This window comes from Spirabiliibacterium pneumoniae, from assembly GCF_014884995.1.
Lineage (GTDB): Bacteria > Pseudomonadota > Gammaproteobacteria > Enterobacterales > Pasteurellaceae > Spirabiliibacterium > Spirabiliibacterium pneumoniae.
The window spans coordinates 210,514-225,735 of sequence record NZ_JABMII010000008.1; the positions used below are offsets into that span (position 1 = coordinate 210,514).

Here is a 15,222-nt window from a genome sequence, read left to right on the forward strand (position 1 = left end):
ATTATTCACTTTTCGCGGCTTTAAACGCTTCTGCCATGGCATTTGGAATAGCTTCTTCTTGCTTATTCACATTGGCAATTGCAGCGCTGTCTTCAGCTTCGTCTTTAGCTCGTACAGACAAATGAACCAAACGTGCTTTGCGGTCAACACCTGTGTATTTCGCTTCAACTTCATCACCCACATTCACAACGCTAGTTGCGTCTTCAATACGGTCACGAGAAAGATCAGCTACACGAACATAACCTTCAGCACCGCCATCAAGTTCAACTTTCACGCCTTTCGCATCAACTTCGATAGCTTTACCTTTTACGATAGCGCCTTTTTTGTTGGCTGCGATGAAGTTATTGAACGGATCATCTTCTAATTGTTTGATGCCCAAAGAGATACGTTCTTTAACAGCGTCGACTTGCAACACAACTGCGGCAACTTCGTCACCTTTTTTGTAGTTGCGGACAGCTTCTTCACCTGGCACATTCCAAGAAATGTCAGACAAGTGAACAAGGCCATCGATGCCGCCTTCTAAGCCAATGAAAATACCAAAATCAGTGATCGATTTGATTTTACCTTCAACACGATCGCCTTTTTTATGGGTTTCATCGAATTGTTGCCATGGATTTGGTTTGCATTGTTTCAAACCTAAAGAAATGCGACGACGGTCTTCATCGATTTCCAATACCATTACTTCAACTTCGTCACCAACGTTAACCACTTTAGATGGGTGAATGTTTTTGTTAGTCCAATCCATTTCTGAAACGTGAACCAAACCTTCAACGCCGTCTAAAATTTCTACAAAGCAACCGTAGTCAGTTAAGTTAGTCACTTTACCAGTCAATTTGCTATTAACTGGGTGATTTTCAGCGATCGCAACCCAAGGGTCTTGGCCTAATTGTTTCAAGCCTAAAGATACACGAGTGCGCTCACGGTCGAATTTCAATACTTTAACAGTAATTTCATCACCTACATTGACAATTTCACTTGGGTGTTTAACACGTTTCCAAGCCATATCAGTGATGTGCAACAAGCCATCCACGCCGCCGAGATCAACGAATGCGCCGTATTCGGTCAAGTTTTTAACCACACCAGTCACAGTTGCGTCTTCAGCAAGATTTTCAAGCAATTGTTCACGTTCTTGGCTGTTTTCAGTTTCAATCACAGCGCGACGAGAAACCACAACATTGTTGCGTTTTTGATCAAGTTTGATCACTTTAAACTCTAATTCTTTACCTTCCAAGTGCGCTGTATCACGAACTGGACGAGTATCAACTAAAGAGCCTGGTAAGAAAGCACGAACACCATTTAACTCAACAGTGAAGCCACCTTTAACTTTACCGTTGATTACACCGGTCACGGTTGCTTGATCTTCGTATGCTTTTTCTAATTCAATCCAAGATTCGTGACGAACCGCTTTCTCGCGAGAAAGTTTAGTTTCGCCGAAGCCATCTTCCACAGCATCAAGGGCAACTTTCACTTCGTCGCCCACTTGGACATCGAGCTCGCCTTGCGCGTTTAAGAATTCTTCAACTGGAATAGCGGATTCAGATTTCAAACCTGCGTCAACCAATACAAATCCTTTTTGGATTGCAACTACAGTACCGTTAACGATAGAACCTTGACGGGTTTCAAGTTCTTTTAGTGATTCTTCAAATAATTGAGCAAAAGATTCAGTCATATTTAATCTTCAAAGTTAATTAATAACGTCCACTTGAAGTCCTTTCAAATGGGGCTGTAAGTATCGGTTAAATCATCCTTGATTAAACCCTATTATCATCACACCCTTAAATTAAGGTTACGATCGATGTATTGTAACGCTTTTTCAAGCACTTGGCTAATACTTAATTCACTTGTGTCCAAAAAATAGGCGTCCGTGGCTGGTTTCAGTGGCGCCACCGCACGATTGCGGTCACGATCGTCACGCGCTTGAATGTCGCTTAAAATCGCCTCAAAGTCCGCCATTACACCTTTGCCGAGTAATTGATTGTAACGCCGCTGGGCACGCACCTGTGCGCTGGCATCTAAGAAAATTTTAATCTGCGCATTCGGGAATACCACCGTGCCCATATCTCGCCCATCGGCAATCAAGCCACGCGGCGTGCTAAAATCACGCTGGCGCTGCAACAAGGCTGACCGCACTTTAGGCAACGCCGCCACTTTAGAGGCATTAATACCTGCCGCTTCGCTGCGAATGTTTGCACTCACATTCTCACCGTCAAGTAACACCTGCACTCCACTGTCTTGCGCAATAAACTGCAAATCCAACTTAGCGGCAAGTGCGCTTAATGCTGCTTCATCATCAAGTGCTATACCACGTTTCACTGCTGCCACGCCCAGCACGCGATAAATCGCACCAGAATCAAGCAAATTAAAATTAAAATGCTGCGCCAACCGCTGACACAACGTCCCCTTGCCTACCCCACTTGGGCCGTCAATCGCAATGACAATATTTTCCATATTTTATTCCTTTCCTAAAACCGCACTTTGTATATTTAGCACCTGCTCAAGCACAATGGGTAAAGTCAATACCCCTTCTCTGTCGAGAAAATGCCCTCCCCTGTTGAGCAGATGAAAATCTGCTGCTAATTTTTCAGCTAAACGATGACTATACTGCCATGGCACAATCTCATCATCACGAGCCGACAGCACCACTTTGTGCGAAATTTTCTGCTTTAAAAAGTCAAAATCAAGGGCTGACGTACAAAATTCGTCTAATTCACTTAACCCTGTCACACATTCATGAAACCCAGAAACTAAGATAGCTCCCGCAATAGGCATAACATTTTTTTCACTATTTAAATACTGCAAAAGTGAAATGCAGCCCAAACTATGACCGACCAAAATAGTTTCACGGTCAAGTTGAATTTCTTCTCTCAGCGTTTGCAGCCACTCGCCAAAGTGCGGTGCATGACTATTTGGCATAGCTAAGGCGCGTGCAAGAATGTTATGCTGTTCACACTGTGCCGCCAACCAAGGAAACCAATGCGCATCTCGACTTGCTGTATAGCCATGAACGATATAGAGCTTCATGTCATCACTCCTTAACAACCCAACAGTTGTGAATCTGTTTATTTCGCTCAAAATCAAGCGGCAGCGTTTTGGCAGTGATGTCAACCGCACTTAAGCTCAGTTGCGCCAGGCCTGCGTGGTCCATTTTAAAGCCGCGTTTGTTGTTTGAAAAAATAATCGTGCCGCCGTCGGCAAGGCAACTTTTTAACATCGTAAATAAGCGAATATGATCACGCTGCACATCCCAGCTGTCTTGCATACGCTTGGAGTTTGAAAACGTTGGTGGGTCAACAAAAATCAAGTCATACCGCACTTTGCATTGCGCCAACCATTGCAGGCAGTCGGCTTGAATGATTTGATGGGAGCGGCTTTCTTCAAAGCCGTTTAGGATCAAATTCTGCTCTGCCCAATTAAGGTAGGTGTTTGACATATCCACCGTGGTGGTGCTTTTTGCGCCCCCCAGCGCGGCATGTACTGTCGCAGATCCTGTATAGGCGAACAAATTTAAAAACGACTTGCCTTTGGCCATCTCACCGACCATTTTGCGCGTCAAGCGGTGGTCTAAGAACAAGCCCGTGTCTAAGTAATCGGTCAGATTAACCCACAATTTTGCGCCGTACTCTGTGACATAAAAATACTCACCCTTCTCCGCCATTTTTTCGTATTGGTTTTTGCCCTTTTGCTTTTGCCGCACTTTAAGCACCAGTTTATTGGTATCTACGCCTGTTACATTAAGCGTGGCGGTAACAGCATCGAGCAAACGCTGGCGAGCTTTAGCGGGGTCAATATTTTTCGGTGCGGCATACTCTTGCACCACGATGTGATCGCCATAGCGATCTACCGCGAGATTATATTCAGGCAAATCCGCATCATATAAGCGGTACGCATCCAGCCCTTGCTGCACAGCCCATTTTTCGATTTTTTTGCGATTTTTTTGCAAGCGGTTAGCAAAATCCTCTGCCACCTCAACCGCACTTTGTGTTTTTTCTACACTCGGCGCATCGGCTGCACGCTCAGCAATTTGGTAGTTTTTCTGCACGCAATCCAGCGGGCCGTTTTTCGCTTTGAATTGGCGATGGGAACGCAGGCGCACGCAATCAAGCAACTGCGGCTCACCACTGAAAAGTGATACATTCCACCCTGCAAACTCCGATTTTAAGCGCTGACCCAGCACGGAATAAAGCGCAATTAGTGCAGGCGTTGCGCCTAAACGCTCGCCATAAGGTGGGTTGCTCACTAACGTACCATGTAGATTAGAGCTTGGGTTGATGAGTGCGGCGACATCACCAAAGCGGAAGGTGATAAGATTGCCTACGCCGGCTGCAATCGCATTATGTTGCGCTTTGGTTAGCACACGGCGGTCAATGTCAAAGCCATAAAAGTGCGGTTGCACATCATGCTTGACCGCACTTTGCATCTCCTCGCGCACGCGTTGGAAGGTGGCTTGATTATGCTCACGCCAATGGTCAAAGCCCCAATGCAAACGGCTTAAATTCGGCGCGATATTCGCCTCCATCATTGCCGCTTCAATCAATAAAGTGCCAGAACCACACATTGGATCCACTAGTGGTGAGCCATGCTGCCAACCTGAACGCAAAATGATAGCAGCAGCTAAAGTTTCTCGCAGTGGTGCTTGGCCACTTTCTTGACGATAGCCACGCAGATGCAGCGCCTCGCCGCTGAGATCAAGGGATATAATCACTTCATCACGTTTAAGGTAGGCATGCAGTCGGATATCTGGGTAGGCTTTATCCACATTCGGTCGAGGCTCGCCCTTGCGCTCAAAATAATCAACGATGCCGTCTTTCACACGCATTGCGCCAAATTGACTGTGACGAATTTCTTGATTGGTACCATTGAAATCGACCAAAAATGTGCATCTGCTGTCAAATACCTCTGACCAGTCAAATTGGCTCACCAGTGCATATAAATCCATGTCGCTGTACACCTTGCCGGTGACTAGCGGCAGCAAAATGCGTGACGCCAAGCGCGAGCCAAGCAAAGTGCGGTAAAGCGTTTCATCATCAGCTTGATAATGCACGCCGCCTTGCGCCACGCGTACGTCTTGCGCACCGAGTGTGGTGAGTTCGGATTTTAATAATTCTTCAAAACCACGCGCAGTGGTGGCAAACAGTGTTCTCATAATAACCTTTCAACAAGCAGTGATCTTTAAATTATAACAGATGAAAACTAGAAAAAGCAGCGTTCAGCAAAGAAAAAGCGCAGCCTAAGCTGCGCTTTTATCAAAGTGCGGTTGGGTTAGTTCAACGCCTTGCCTTTGAGTTCAGGAATTAAGAAGACAGTGGCAATCAAATCTAAGATATAGATTGCAGCAAGTAACGCAATTGCCACTTGGAAGGAATAGGCAGAGACAATTGCACCTACCACTATCGGCCCAAAGCCGCCCACTGCACGCCCGAGATTGAACAATACATTTTGCGCGGTAGCACGTGCCTCGGTTGGATAAGCCTCTGACATAAGCGCACCATAGCCACCTAGCATACCGTTTACAAAAATACCCATCACGACACCAGCAATGAGCATAGATTCTGGCGTGGTAAGTTGTGAATAGACAATCACCGCAATCGCTGCACCAATTTGGAATAAAATAAAGCTTGGTTTGCGCCCAATGCGATCAGCCAGTTGGCCAAACACCCAAATACCAAACATCATGCCCAGCACGCTCATGGCCGTCCACAAGCCTGATTTAGCTAAGGTAAATCCAAGTTGTTTAGATAAAAAGCTTGGCATCCAGATCATGATGCCGTAGTAACCAAAGTTTTGCACTGAGCACAAAATCCAAATACCAATGCTCACTTTGGTAGTTTCGCGATCTTTTACGAGCAAGCGGAACGAATCCCACTTTGATTGGCGCGGTTGTTTTTGTTTTGCTTGGAACACCTCTGGCTCATGTAGTTTTGAGCGTAAATACCACGCCACAAATGCAGGGATAATCCCAACTAAAAACATACCACGCCAGCCGATGACGGGTAGCAACAGCGGTGTTAACAACGCTGCCGCTAACACACCAAGTTGCCAACCGAGCGCAACATAACTTGACGCGCGCGCTCTGTGGCGAGCAGGCCACGCTTCAGCCGCCAGTGCCATACCAATGCCAAACTCACCCCCTAAGCCGATACCTGCGATGGTGCGATAAATCAATAAATCCCAGTAACCTTGGGCAATGGCACACAACCCTGTGAAAACGGCGAACAATACAATCGTCCACGTCAGTACGCGCACCCGCCCAAAGCGGTCGCTTAAAGCACCAAAAATAATGCCACCAGCTACAGCGCCCACCAGTGTCCAGGTCACCAGTGAGCCAAGTTGCGCTTTGCTCAAGGCTAAATCCGCACCGATGGCGGAAAGCATAAAGCCAAGAATTAATAAATCAAAGCCGTCCATTGCATACCCCACGGCGGACCCCACCACCGCCTTGATGCCATAACGATCTACTTTTTGCATTTGCTGTTTTCTCCTGTTGTTTCTCTTGTTTTCAAGCCAAAAAAAATCCCTTTTAAAATAAAAGGGATTTTAAAAATTATTGACCACCGATAATATCAATGCCATTCATATAAGGTCGTAACACTTTAGGAATGACAATGGAACCATCGGCTTGCTGATAGTTTTCCATCACCGCCACTAAGGTTCGCCCAACGGCTAAACCCGAGCCGTTCAACGTATGCACCAAACGCGGTTTCTTTTCACCTTTTGCTCGACAACGTGCCTGCATGCGCCGTGCTTGGAAATCCCACATATTCGAGCAAGATGAAATTTCACGATAGGTGTTTTGCGCAGGCAGCCACACTTCTAAGTCATAAGTTTTGCATGAGCCAAAACCCATGTCGCCAGTGCATAACAAGACTTTACGGTATGGCAATTCCAGCAATTGCAGCACTTTTTCTGCGTGCCCTGTTAATTCTTCCAATGCTTGCATTGACTGCTCTGGGGCAACGATCTGCACCATTTCAACTTTGTCAAACTGGTGCATACGAATTAAGCCACGCGTATCACGCCCATAAGATCCTGCTTCAGAGCGGAAACACGGTGTGTGTGCTGTCATTTTAATTGGCAGACGTTCTTCGTCTAAAATCTCTCCACGCACAATATTTGTTACAGGCACTTCCGCGGTTGGAATGAGGGCGTAAGGTTGTTCGCCTTCCAATGGTTTCGTGTGGAATAAGTCTTCCCCAAATTTTGGCAACTGCCCTGTGCCATAAAGGGTTTCGTGATTAACGAGATACGGCACATAGGTTTCTTGATAGCCATGTTGTTCGGTGTGGAGATCCAACATAAATTGTGTCAAGGCACGGTGCAGTTTCGCAATTTGACCTTGCATCACCACAAAGCGGGCGCCTGCAAGTTTTGCACCTGTTGCAAAATCCAACCCCTGCGCTATTTCGCCCAGGGTTACATGATCGCGCACGTCAAAATCAAACTGTTTCGGCTCACCCCAGCGCAGCACTTCTTGGTTGTCGTTTTCATCTTTGCCTAATGGCACTTCATCATCAGGGATATTAGGGATACTCAGCGCAATCTCTTGCATTTCAGCTTGAACTTGTTCAAGGGCTTGCTTGGCATCATTGAGCGCATTGCCCATTTGATCAACTTCTGCCAGTAAAGGGGCAATATCTTCACCGCGCGTTTTAGCAGCACCAATGGCTTTTGAGCGAGTGTTGCGTTCGGCTTGCAAGGTTTCAGTTTTCACTTGCAGTGCTTTACGTTGTTCTTCAAGTTGAGAATAGCGATTGACGTCTAAGGTGTAATTACGACGGATTTTGAGTTTTTCAGCAATCTCAGTAAGATTGTTTCTTAAAAGATTAGGATCGATCATAAACTAGCCTTGTGAATCAGGATGTGTGTTTCACACAAAATTGGGGTATTTTAACGCTATTTTTGTGATCGCGCTAGCAAAAAAACCGCACTTTGCCTTTTTTATTTTCATTCATAAAAAAAGCACCTCGAAAGGTGCTTTTAAAAGTGCGGTCAGCTAGGCTTTTGGCTGCTCGTCATCCGCTTTTTGTTGCTCATCTTCTTTGACTTCTTCAAAGGATTTCGGCTCATCGTCTGACGGCTGTGGCGCATTGCCTTTCACCTCTTCCCATCCCATTGGTGGGCTGACTTCCTCACGCGCCATCAGCTGTTTGATCTGCTCAAGCTCGATGGTTTCATATTTTATCAACGCATCTTTCATGGCATGCAAAATGTCCATATTGTCCTTGAGCAACTGGCGTGAACGCTGGTAGTTGCGGTTGACAATCGCACGCACTTCTTCATCAATCAAATGCGCGGTTTCATCTGACATATGCTTGGCTTTTGCCATAGAGCGACCTAAGAATACTTCTCCTTCATCTTCGGCATACAGCACTGGACCAAGTTTGTCTGAAAAGCCCCATTCAGTCACCATTTTGCGCGCAATGTTGGTGGCTACTTGAATGTCGTTAGACGCACCAGTTGAGATATTCTCCTCGCCATAAATCAACTCTTCAGCAATCCGCCCTGCATACAAGGTGGAGAGTTTGCTTTCCAATTGTTTTTGGCTAATGCTAATTTGATCGCCCTCTGGCAAGAAGAAAGTTACACCCAGTGCACGCCCGCGTGGGATGATAGTTACTTTGTGCACAGGGTCATGCTCTGGCACTAAATACCCCACAATCGCATGGCCTGCTTCGTGATACGCGGTGGATTCTTTTTGCTTGTCGGTCATCATCATGGTGCGACGCTCAGGCCCCATGTTGATTTTATCCTTCGCTTTTTCAAACTCCAGCATAGTCACAATGCGCTTATTGGTGCGTGCGGCAAAAAGTGCTGCCTCATTGACCAAGTTGGCCAAATCTGCACCAGAATACCCTGGTGTGCCACGGGCAATTACCATTGGGTTGACATCATCAGCCACAGGCACTTTGCGCATATGCACTTTCAAAATTTGCTCACGGCCACGCACATCTGGCAAGCCAACCGTGACTTGGCGGTCAAAACGCCCAGGGCGGGTCAATGCTGGGTCCAGCACATCTGGGCGGTTCGTTGCGGCAATCACAATCACGCCAGAATTACCTTCAAAGCCGTCCATTTCCACCAGCATTTGGTTTAAGGTTTGCTCACGTTCATCATGCCCGCCACCGAGGCCTGCGCCACGTTGACGACCGACGGCGTCGATTTCATCGATAAAAATCAAACACGGTGCATTTTTCTTTGCTTGTTCGAACATATCACGCACACGAGATGCCCCCACACCGACGAACATTTCCACAAAGTCAGAACCTGAAATGGTGAAAAACGGCACTTTTGCCTCACCAGCGATGGCTTTTGCCAACAAAGTTTTACCTGTCCCTGGCGGGCCGACCATCAAAATGCCTTTCGGGATTTTACCGCCGAGTTTTTGGAATTTGCCTGGGTCACGCAAAAAATCGACTACTTCAGCTACTTCTTCTTTTGCTTCTTCACAGCCCGCCACATCAGTGAACCGCACTTTGTTTTGGTCTTCACTCATCATTTTGGCGCGGCTTTTACCAAAGCTCATCGCCTTGCCGCCGCCACCTTGCATTTGGCGCATAAAAAAGACCCACACACCGATAAGCAACAGCATTGGGAACCATGAGATCAAAATTTGTGACAAAAGACCGCGTTTTTCAGGCGGGGTGCCCAGCACTTTGACATCTTTTTTGATCAGATCATCTAGCAGTTTGTCGTCATAAAGTGGCATCACAGTTTGGTACTTATCACCATTGGTTTTGGTCACTGTAATCTCATTTTGATCAAAGCGCGCTTCACGCACTTGATTTTTGCCCACATCAGAAATAAACGTCGTATAATCTACGCCACTTTTAGCATCCGAATCCGAGCTGAAACTTTGAAAAACAGACATCAAAATCACCCCGATGACTGTCCACAAAATTAAATTTTTTATCATATCGTTCTTCAAGTTACGACCTCTTATGATTTCCCATAGTGATAAAATAAGGCAATAGGTTACTACAATTTATAACCTGTTGCCACAATATAAACCTCCCGCGAGCGATCCCGCGAGGCTTCTGGTTTACGCACCTTGACCGTTGTAAATAACGATCGGATTTCACGCAAGTAATTATCAAAGCCCTCACCTTGGAACACCTTGACCACAAAGCTGCCATCTTTCGCCAGCACTTGTCGGCACATATCCAATGCCAGCTCTACTAAATACATCGCACGCGGAATATCCACCGACGGCATGCCTGAGAAATTGGGTGCCATATCAGACATCACCACGTTCACTTTTTGCTCACCCACACGGTCTAAAAGTGCGGTCAACACGCTTTCTTCACGAAAATCCCCTTGTAGGAAATCAACCCCTGCAATAGGATCCATATCTAAAATATCGCAAGCAATCACACGCCCACGCCCACCAATTTGCGTCACCACAAATTGCGACCAGCCGCCAGGTGCCGCGCCCAAATCGACCACCGTCATACCTGGCTTGAACAATTTATCTTTGCTTTGCAATTCATCTAATTTGAAATACGCGCGCGAGCGCAGTTTTTGCTTATGCGCTTTTTGCACAAACTGATCTTTAAAATGTTCATTTAGCCAGCGATTGGAACTTGCCGAGCGTTTTTTCTTTCCCATTTTTTCTCTCAGAACATCAAATGATGGTTTAAATGTTAATATGGTGCTAAAATTTTTATATTCAAGCGGATTTTTACAACGTTCCGCATAACTGGAAACCATTAAGGGTAACTATGACACTTTCAACCAAACAAAAACAATTTTTAAAAGGCCTCGCGCACAATTTAAAACCCGTGGTGATGCTCGGTGCCAATGGCTTAACCGAAGGCGTTGTCGCTGAAATTGACAATGCGTTAAATCACCACGAACTGATTAAAGTGAAAATCGCAGGTGCCGAGCGCGAAACGAAGCAACTAATTATTGAAGCCATCGCCCGCGAAACCCACGCCCAGCCAGTGCAATTAATTGGGCATGTGTTGGTACTTTACCGCCAAAGTGATGAGCAACTTATTCGCCTACCGAAATAAACAAAATGCCTTTCACCTGAAAGGCATTTTTACAACCACACTTTAGGCTTGGTAAATCACTTCAATAATATCAAATTCCACTTGTCCACCTGGCGTGGTGATCGCGACATTATCATCCACTTCTTTGCCGATCAGCCCGCGAGCAATCGGCGAATTTACCGAGATTAATCCTTCTTTAATGTCCGCCTCATCATCACCGACAATCTTATAGGTCACTTCTTCATCAGTATCTACATTCACCAGCACCACCGTTGCACCAAAAATCACTTTGCCGTTATTTTTGATTTTGCTCACGTCGATAATCTGACAATTAGCCAACTTGCTTTCAATGTCTTGAATGCGCCCTTCACAAAAGGCTTGCTGCTCGCGTGCGGCGTGGTATTCCGCGTTTTCTTTCAAATCACCATGCTCACGGGCCTCGGCAATGGCCTTGATAATTTCAGGGCGACGAACGGTTTTCAGTTGTTCCAATTCTTGTTTTAATTGTTCCGCACCGCGTGCTGTCATTGGAATTTGTTGCATAATAACTTCCTTGCGTTAAGACAAAAAAAACCTACGGCAAAGTACCTTTGCCGTAAGCAATTGGTGTTTTGTAAAAGAATTTGAAAGTATTCAAATTCGCTTTTAAATAACCTACATTAGCACTATATTATGGGCTTTATTTAAAAATTGCAATGTGAATTCACTATGATGAGATTATCCGTTCTTGCTGGCATGCTGTTTTATGCCGCCACAGCCTGGCCGAGCATCACGCCCAGCGACTTTATCCCCACCCTGCCACAAGGCGCATCGGTTGCGTTAGTGGCTGAAAACCTAAACCAACACCAACGCGTTGTGCAACTCAATGAACAACAATTAATGCTGCCCGCCAGCACACAAAAAATTTTTACGGCACTCGCCGCTAAGCTGGTGCTCGGCGATGAATTCACCTTTAAAACCGCACTTTTAACCACAGGAAAAGTGCAAAATGGTGCGCTCAAAGGTGACGTGATTGTGAAATTCGCAGGCGACCCGACACTCACCAGCGGGCAACTTTATCAGCTCTTAGTACAACTCAAACAGCAGGGCATTAATCGCATTGATGGCAATGTATGGCTTGATTCCACCGTGTTTGCTAGCCACGACCGCGGCTTGGGTTGGATTTGGAATGATTTAACCATGTGTTTTAACGCACCACCGTCGGCAGCCAGTGTCGATGGCAACTGTTTTTCGGTGAATCTTGATGCCTCCGCCAAACCAGGCGAGCTGGTCAATGTCACTATTCCTGCACAATTTCCAGTGCAGGTGTTCAGCCAAGTGCAAATTGTTGACCCCAAAGCTGCGGGGTTTTGCAACTTTGATGTCAGCGTAAGCGATAACAATCGCTACACCTTAAAAGGCTGCATTGCCCGCAACCCTAAACCTTTTGGCTTAAGTTTCGCTGTGCAAGATCCTGACAGCTATGCAGGCTCTTACATCGACAGCCAATTAAAGCGTCTTGGCATTCAACACAGTGGTGTGAATGTCAGTTTAGTGCCACGCCAAGGCAAAGAAATCGCCATTGTGGAATCTAAACCGCTGCCCGTGTTACTGAAAAAAATGATGAAGCACTCAGACAACCAAATCGCCGACAGCCTATTTCGCCGCATCGGCTACGCTTATTACCAGCGCCCTGTCTCCTTTCAGCAAAGTGCGGTTGCGCTCAAAACCATTTTGCGCAAACAAGCGGGCATCAAATTTGGTAATGATCAACTCGCCGACGGCTCAGGGCTTTCACGCCATAATTTAATCAGCCCACAAACGCTGCTGCAGGTGTTGGAATACATCAACGCCCATGACGAAAAGCTCGATTTGCTCACCACCTTCCCAATTGCGGGTGTAGACGGTACCATCAGCGGGCGTGGCTCGATGATCGCTCCCCCAATTCAAAATAACTTGATTGCCAAAACAGGATCGCTCAAAGGCGTGTATAATCTCGCAGGATTTATCACCAACGCGCGCGGTGAAAAAATCGCTTTTGTGCAATTTGTCAGCGGCTATGTCACTGGCGATTTAGAACAAAAAACTAAGCGTCGACCGTTAGTGCAGTTTGAAAAACAACTTTACACCGCACTTTATGAAGACTAACCGCACGTTGCCTTAACATAAAAAATCCCCTGCATTCAGGGGATTTTGATTTTGATTAATTGTTATCGTGCAACGTATTTTCCAGTTTTGCCAGCTCTTTTTCTGGAAAACGAATATCCAGTTGATCGTATGGAATTTCAATTCCCGCACGGTCAAATTCTAATTTAACCCGCTCTGTCAGCGCAAATTGCACCGCAAAATAATCACTGGTTTTCACCCAAGGGCGAACAAATAGCTGTACACTGCTCGCCTCTAATGCACCCACGGCAATCAGTGGCTCTGGGTGGCGTAACACGCGAGGCTCTTCTTCCAAACACAGTGCCAGTACTTCTTTGGCTTTGCGAATGTCGGCCTCATAGGCAATATCGAAAATAAAATCAATGCGGCGAGTTTCATTAATCGAATAGTTGGTAATACTATCACCAAACACTTTGCCGTTAGGCACTAACACAGTTTTATTATCGGCAGTGCGCAATTCCAGCACCAAAAGGCCGATTTGCTCCACACTACCTGCCACACCGCCCGCTTCGATATAATCCCCTTTGCGAAACGGTTTAAAGATTAAAATCATCACGCCCGCGGCAAAATTTTGCAGTGAGTTTTGTAGCGATAAACCAATCGCCAAGCCTGCGGCACCAATCAGCGCCACCAGTGAAGTGGTATTCACGCCAATTTGCGACAGTGCGGCAATCACCACCATCAACATCAGGGCAAAATAGCTAATCGAGCGCACAAAGCTTTGCAGCATTTCATCGCCGCTGGAGCGCGCAATTGCTTTGCCTAAAATGTTGCTAAACACCCGTGCTACACGCTTGCCCACCCAATAGATAATAATCGCGAGCAAAATTTTGGTGCCGTAAGGGATAATCCACTCATAAATGAGCGTGTGCATATCAAGCCCTTGCACACCGTTGATGAGCTCTTTTGCACTCTCTGTAATATCAATGTTCGGTGCGCTCACCGCACTTTCATTTTCTCCAGCCATCATCCTTCTCCAACAGTAAAATAGGGCGGCATTCTAGCACTTCTGACCGCACTTTTTAAGCATTTCCGACTAAATTAATCAGGAATAGATTGCACGCCACACACTTTTTTTATACACTCTATTCATTCATCTAAAATACATCTTTAAGGAAGCACTATGACACCAAGTCAACTCGTTTGTTATAAAAAAATGCCCGTTTGGAGTAAAGACACCCTGCCCGAAATGTTCCAAAAAATGCACAACACCAAAGTCGGCACCTGGGCCAAACTCACCATTTTAAACGGCTCACTCAAGTTTTATGCTCTTGATGAGCAAGGCAATATTCAAGCGGAATGTGTTTTCGACAAAGACAATCAAGCGCCCTTTGTTGAGCCGCAACAATGGCATCGCGTTGAGCCACTGAGTGATGATTTGGAATGTTATTTGGAATTTTATTGCGAGCTGAAAAATTTCGGCGCGAAAAAATACAACATGACCGCCACCCACAGCGATGTGGTGCGCACGATGGACGTTATCTCGCAAGGCAAAGCGCTCGATCTCGGCTGCGGGCAAGGGCGCAATGCGCTCTTTTTGGCTAAAATGGGCTTTGACGTTGATGCCTACGATCGCAATGAGGCGAGCATCGCTTTTCTCAATAATGTGAAAGAAAAAGAGCAATTAGACAATCTCAATACCGCAGTTTACGACATCACCGAGGCGGCTATTCAAGATCACTACGATCTTATCATCTCCACCGTAGTGCTGATGTTCTTACCTGCCAAGAGTATCCCTCGCGTGCTCGCCAACATGCAAGATCACACCAACAAAGGCGGTTATAATTTGATTGTTGCTGCCATGTCCACCGACGACTACCCGTGCCCAATGCCCTTCCCATTCACCTTCAAAGCAGGCGAATTGAAACAGTATTATCAAGACTGGGAGATTGTGGACTACAACGAAAACATCGGCGAACTACACAAAACCGACGAAAACGGCAACCGCATCAAACTACGCTTCGCCACCCTCTTAGCGAAAAAGCGCTAAAAAGCAAAGTGCGGTCAACTGACCGCACTTTTGCCTAGTGTTTACGTTTAAGAATTTCGCGCCTTCCATCAACAGCCCTAGAGACAATCCCCTGTGCTT

Annotated in this window: 13 protein-coding genes; 3 read left to right on the forward strand and 10 right to left on the reverse strand. The window is 46.2% G+C overall.

Translation table 11 applies throughout. From position 1 onward, the window contains the following. Nucleotide 1: 1 nt before the first annotated feature. From rpsA to rlmE, 8 genes are all read right to left on the reverse strand, one after another. A complete protein-coding gene (gene rpsA / locus HPC38_RS07195) occupies nt 2–1,669 on the reverse strand; it encodes a 30S ribosomal protein S1 (RefSeq protein WP_208120604.1) in 1,668 nt (555 codons plus the stop codon). A 98-nt stretch (nt 1,670–1,767) separates the two neighbouring features. Continuing rightward, on the reverse strand, nt 1,768–2,448 hold the full coding sequence (gene cmk / locus HPC38_RS07200) for a (d)CMP kinase (RefSeq protein WP_208120605.1): 681 nt from the start codon (nt 2,446–2,448) through the stop codon (nt 1,768–1,770). A gap of 3 nt (nt 2,449–2,451) precedes the next feature. Next, nucleotides 2,452–3,021, reverse strand: coding sequence for an RBBP9/YdeN family alpha/beta hydrolase (locus HPC38_RS07205; protein ID WP_208120606.1), 570 nt, complete (start codon nt 3,019–3,021; stop codon nt 2,452–2,454). 4 nt (nt 3,022–3,025) lie between these two features. Next, the gene (gene rlmKL, locus HPC38_RS07210; RefSeq protein WP_208120607.1) at nt 3,026–5,143 is read right to left on the reverse strand and encodes a bifunctional 23S rRNA (guanine(2069)-N(7))-methyltransferase RlmK/23S rRNA (guanine(2445)-N(2))-methyltransferase RlmL; all 2,118 of its coding nucleotides are present in this window, start codon (nt 5,141–5,143) and stop codon (nt 3,026–3,028) included. Nucleotides 5,144–5,259: 116 nt separating this feature from the next. Beyond that, nucleotides 5,260–6,465 (reverse strand): MFS transporter, encoded by a 1,206-nt coding sequence (locus tag HPC38_RS07215; RefSeq protein ID WP_208120608.1) that lies wholly within the window; start codon nt 6,463–6,465, stop codon nt 5,260–5,262. Between the two features lie 76 nt (nt 6,466–6,541). Beyond that, nucleotides 6,542–7,834: a serine--tRNA ligase gene (gene serS, locus HPC38_RS07220; protein WP_208120609.1), complete on the reverse strand. Its 1,293-nt coding sequence runs from the start codon at nt 7,832–7,834 to the stop codon at nt 6,542–6,544. A gap of 156 nt (nt 7,835–7,990) precedes the next feature. Beyond that, the gene (ftsH, locus tag HPC38_RS07225; RefSeq protein ID WP_208120610.1) at nt 7,991–9,910 is read right to left on the reverse strand and encodes an ATP-dependent zinc metalloprotease FtsH; all 1,920 of its coding nucleotides are present in this window, start codon (nt 9,908–9,910) and stop codon (nt 7,991–7,993) included. A gap of 62 nt (nt 9,911–9,972) precedes the next feature. Beyond that, nucleotides 9,973–10,602: a 23S rRNA (uridine(2552)-2'-O)-methyltransferase RlmE gene (gene rlmE, locus HPC38_RS07230; RefSeq protein WP_208120611.1), complete on the reverse strand. Its 630-nt coding sequence runs from the start codon at nt 10,600–10,602 to the stop codon at nt 9,973–9,975. A gap of 113 nt (nt 10,603–10,715) precedes the next feature. Here rlmE and yhbY point away from each other — a divergent pair, with 113 nt between their 5' ends. After that, nucleotides 10,716–11,009: a ribosome assembly RNA-binding protein YhbY gene (gene yhbY, locus HPC38_RS07235; protein ID WP_208120612.1), complete on the forward strand. Its 294-nt coding sequence runs from the start codon at nt 10,716–10,718 to the stop codon at nt 11,007–11,009. Between the two features lie 42 nt (nt 11,010–11,051). Here yhbY and greA read toward each other — a convergent pair whose 3' ends face one another. Continuing rightward, entirely contained in the window at nt 11,052–11,531 is a 480-nt protein-coding gene (gene greA, locus HPC38_RS07240) for a transcription elongation factor GreA (RefSeq protein ID WP_208120613.1), read from the reverse strand. Between the two features lie 165 nt (nt 11,532–11,696). Between greA and dacB the strand changes: the two genes are divergently transcribed. Further along, complete coding sequence (gene dacB / locus HPC38_RS07245; protein WP_208120614.1) at nt 11,697–13,115, forward strand: serine-type D-Ala-D-Ala carboxypeptidase; 1,419 nt, start codon at nt 11,697–11,699, stop codon at nt 13,113–13,115. 55 nt (nt 13,116–13,170) lie between these two features. Here the strand turns inward: dacB and HPC38_RS07250 are convergent, their stop codons facing one another. Next, nucleotides 13,171–14,100: a mechanosensitive ion channel family protein gene (locus HPC38_RS07250; RefSeq protein WP_208120615.1), complete on the reverse strand. Its 930-nt coding sequence runs from the start codon at nt 14,098–14,100 to the stop codon at nt 13,171–13,173. A 156-nt stretch (nt 14,101–14,256) separates the two neighbouring features. Between HPC38_RS07250 and tehB the strand changes: the two genes are divergently transcribed. Next, nucleotides 14,257–15,123, forward strand: a complete 867-nt coding sequence (tehB, locus tag HPC38_RS07255) for an SAM-dependent methyltransferase TehB (RefSeq protein WP_208120616.1) — start codon at nt 14,257–14,259, stop codon at nt 15,121–15,123. Nucleotides 15,124–15,222: the final 99 nt, after the last annotated feature.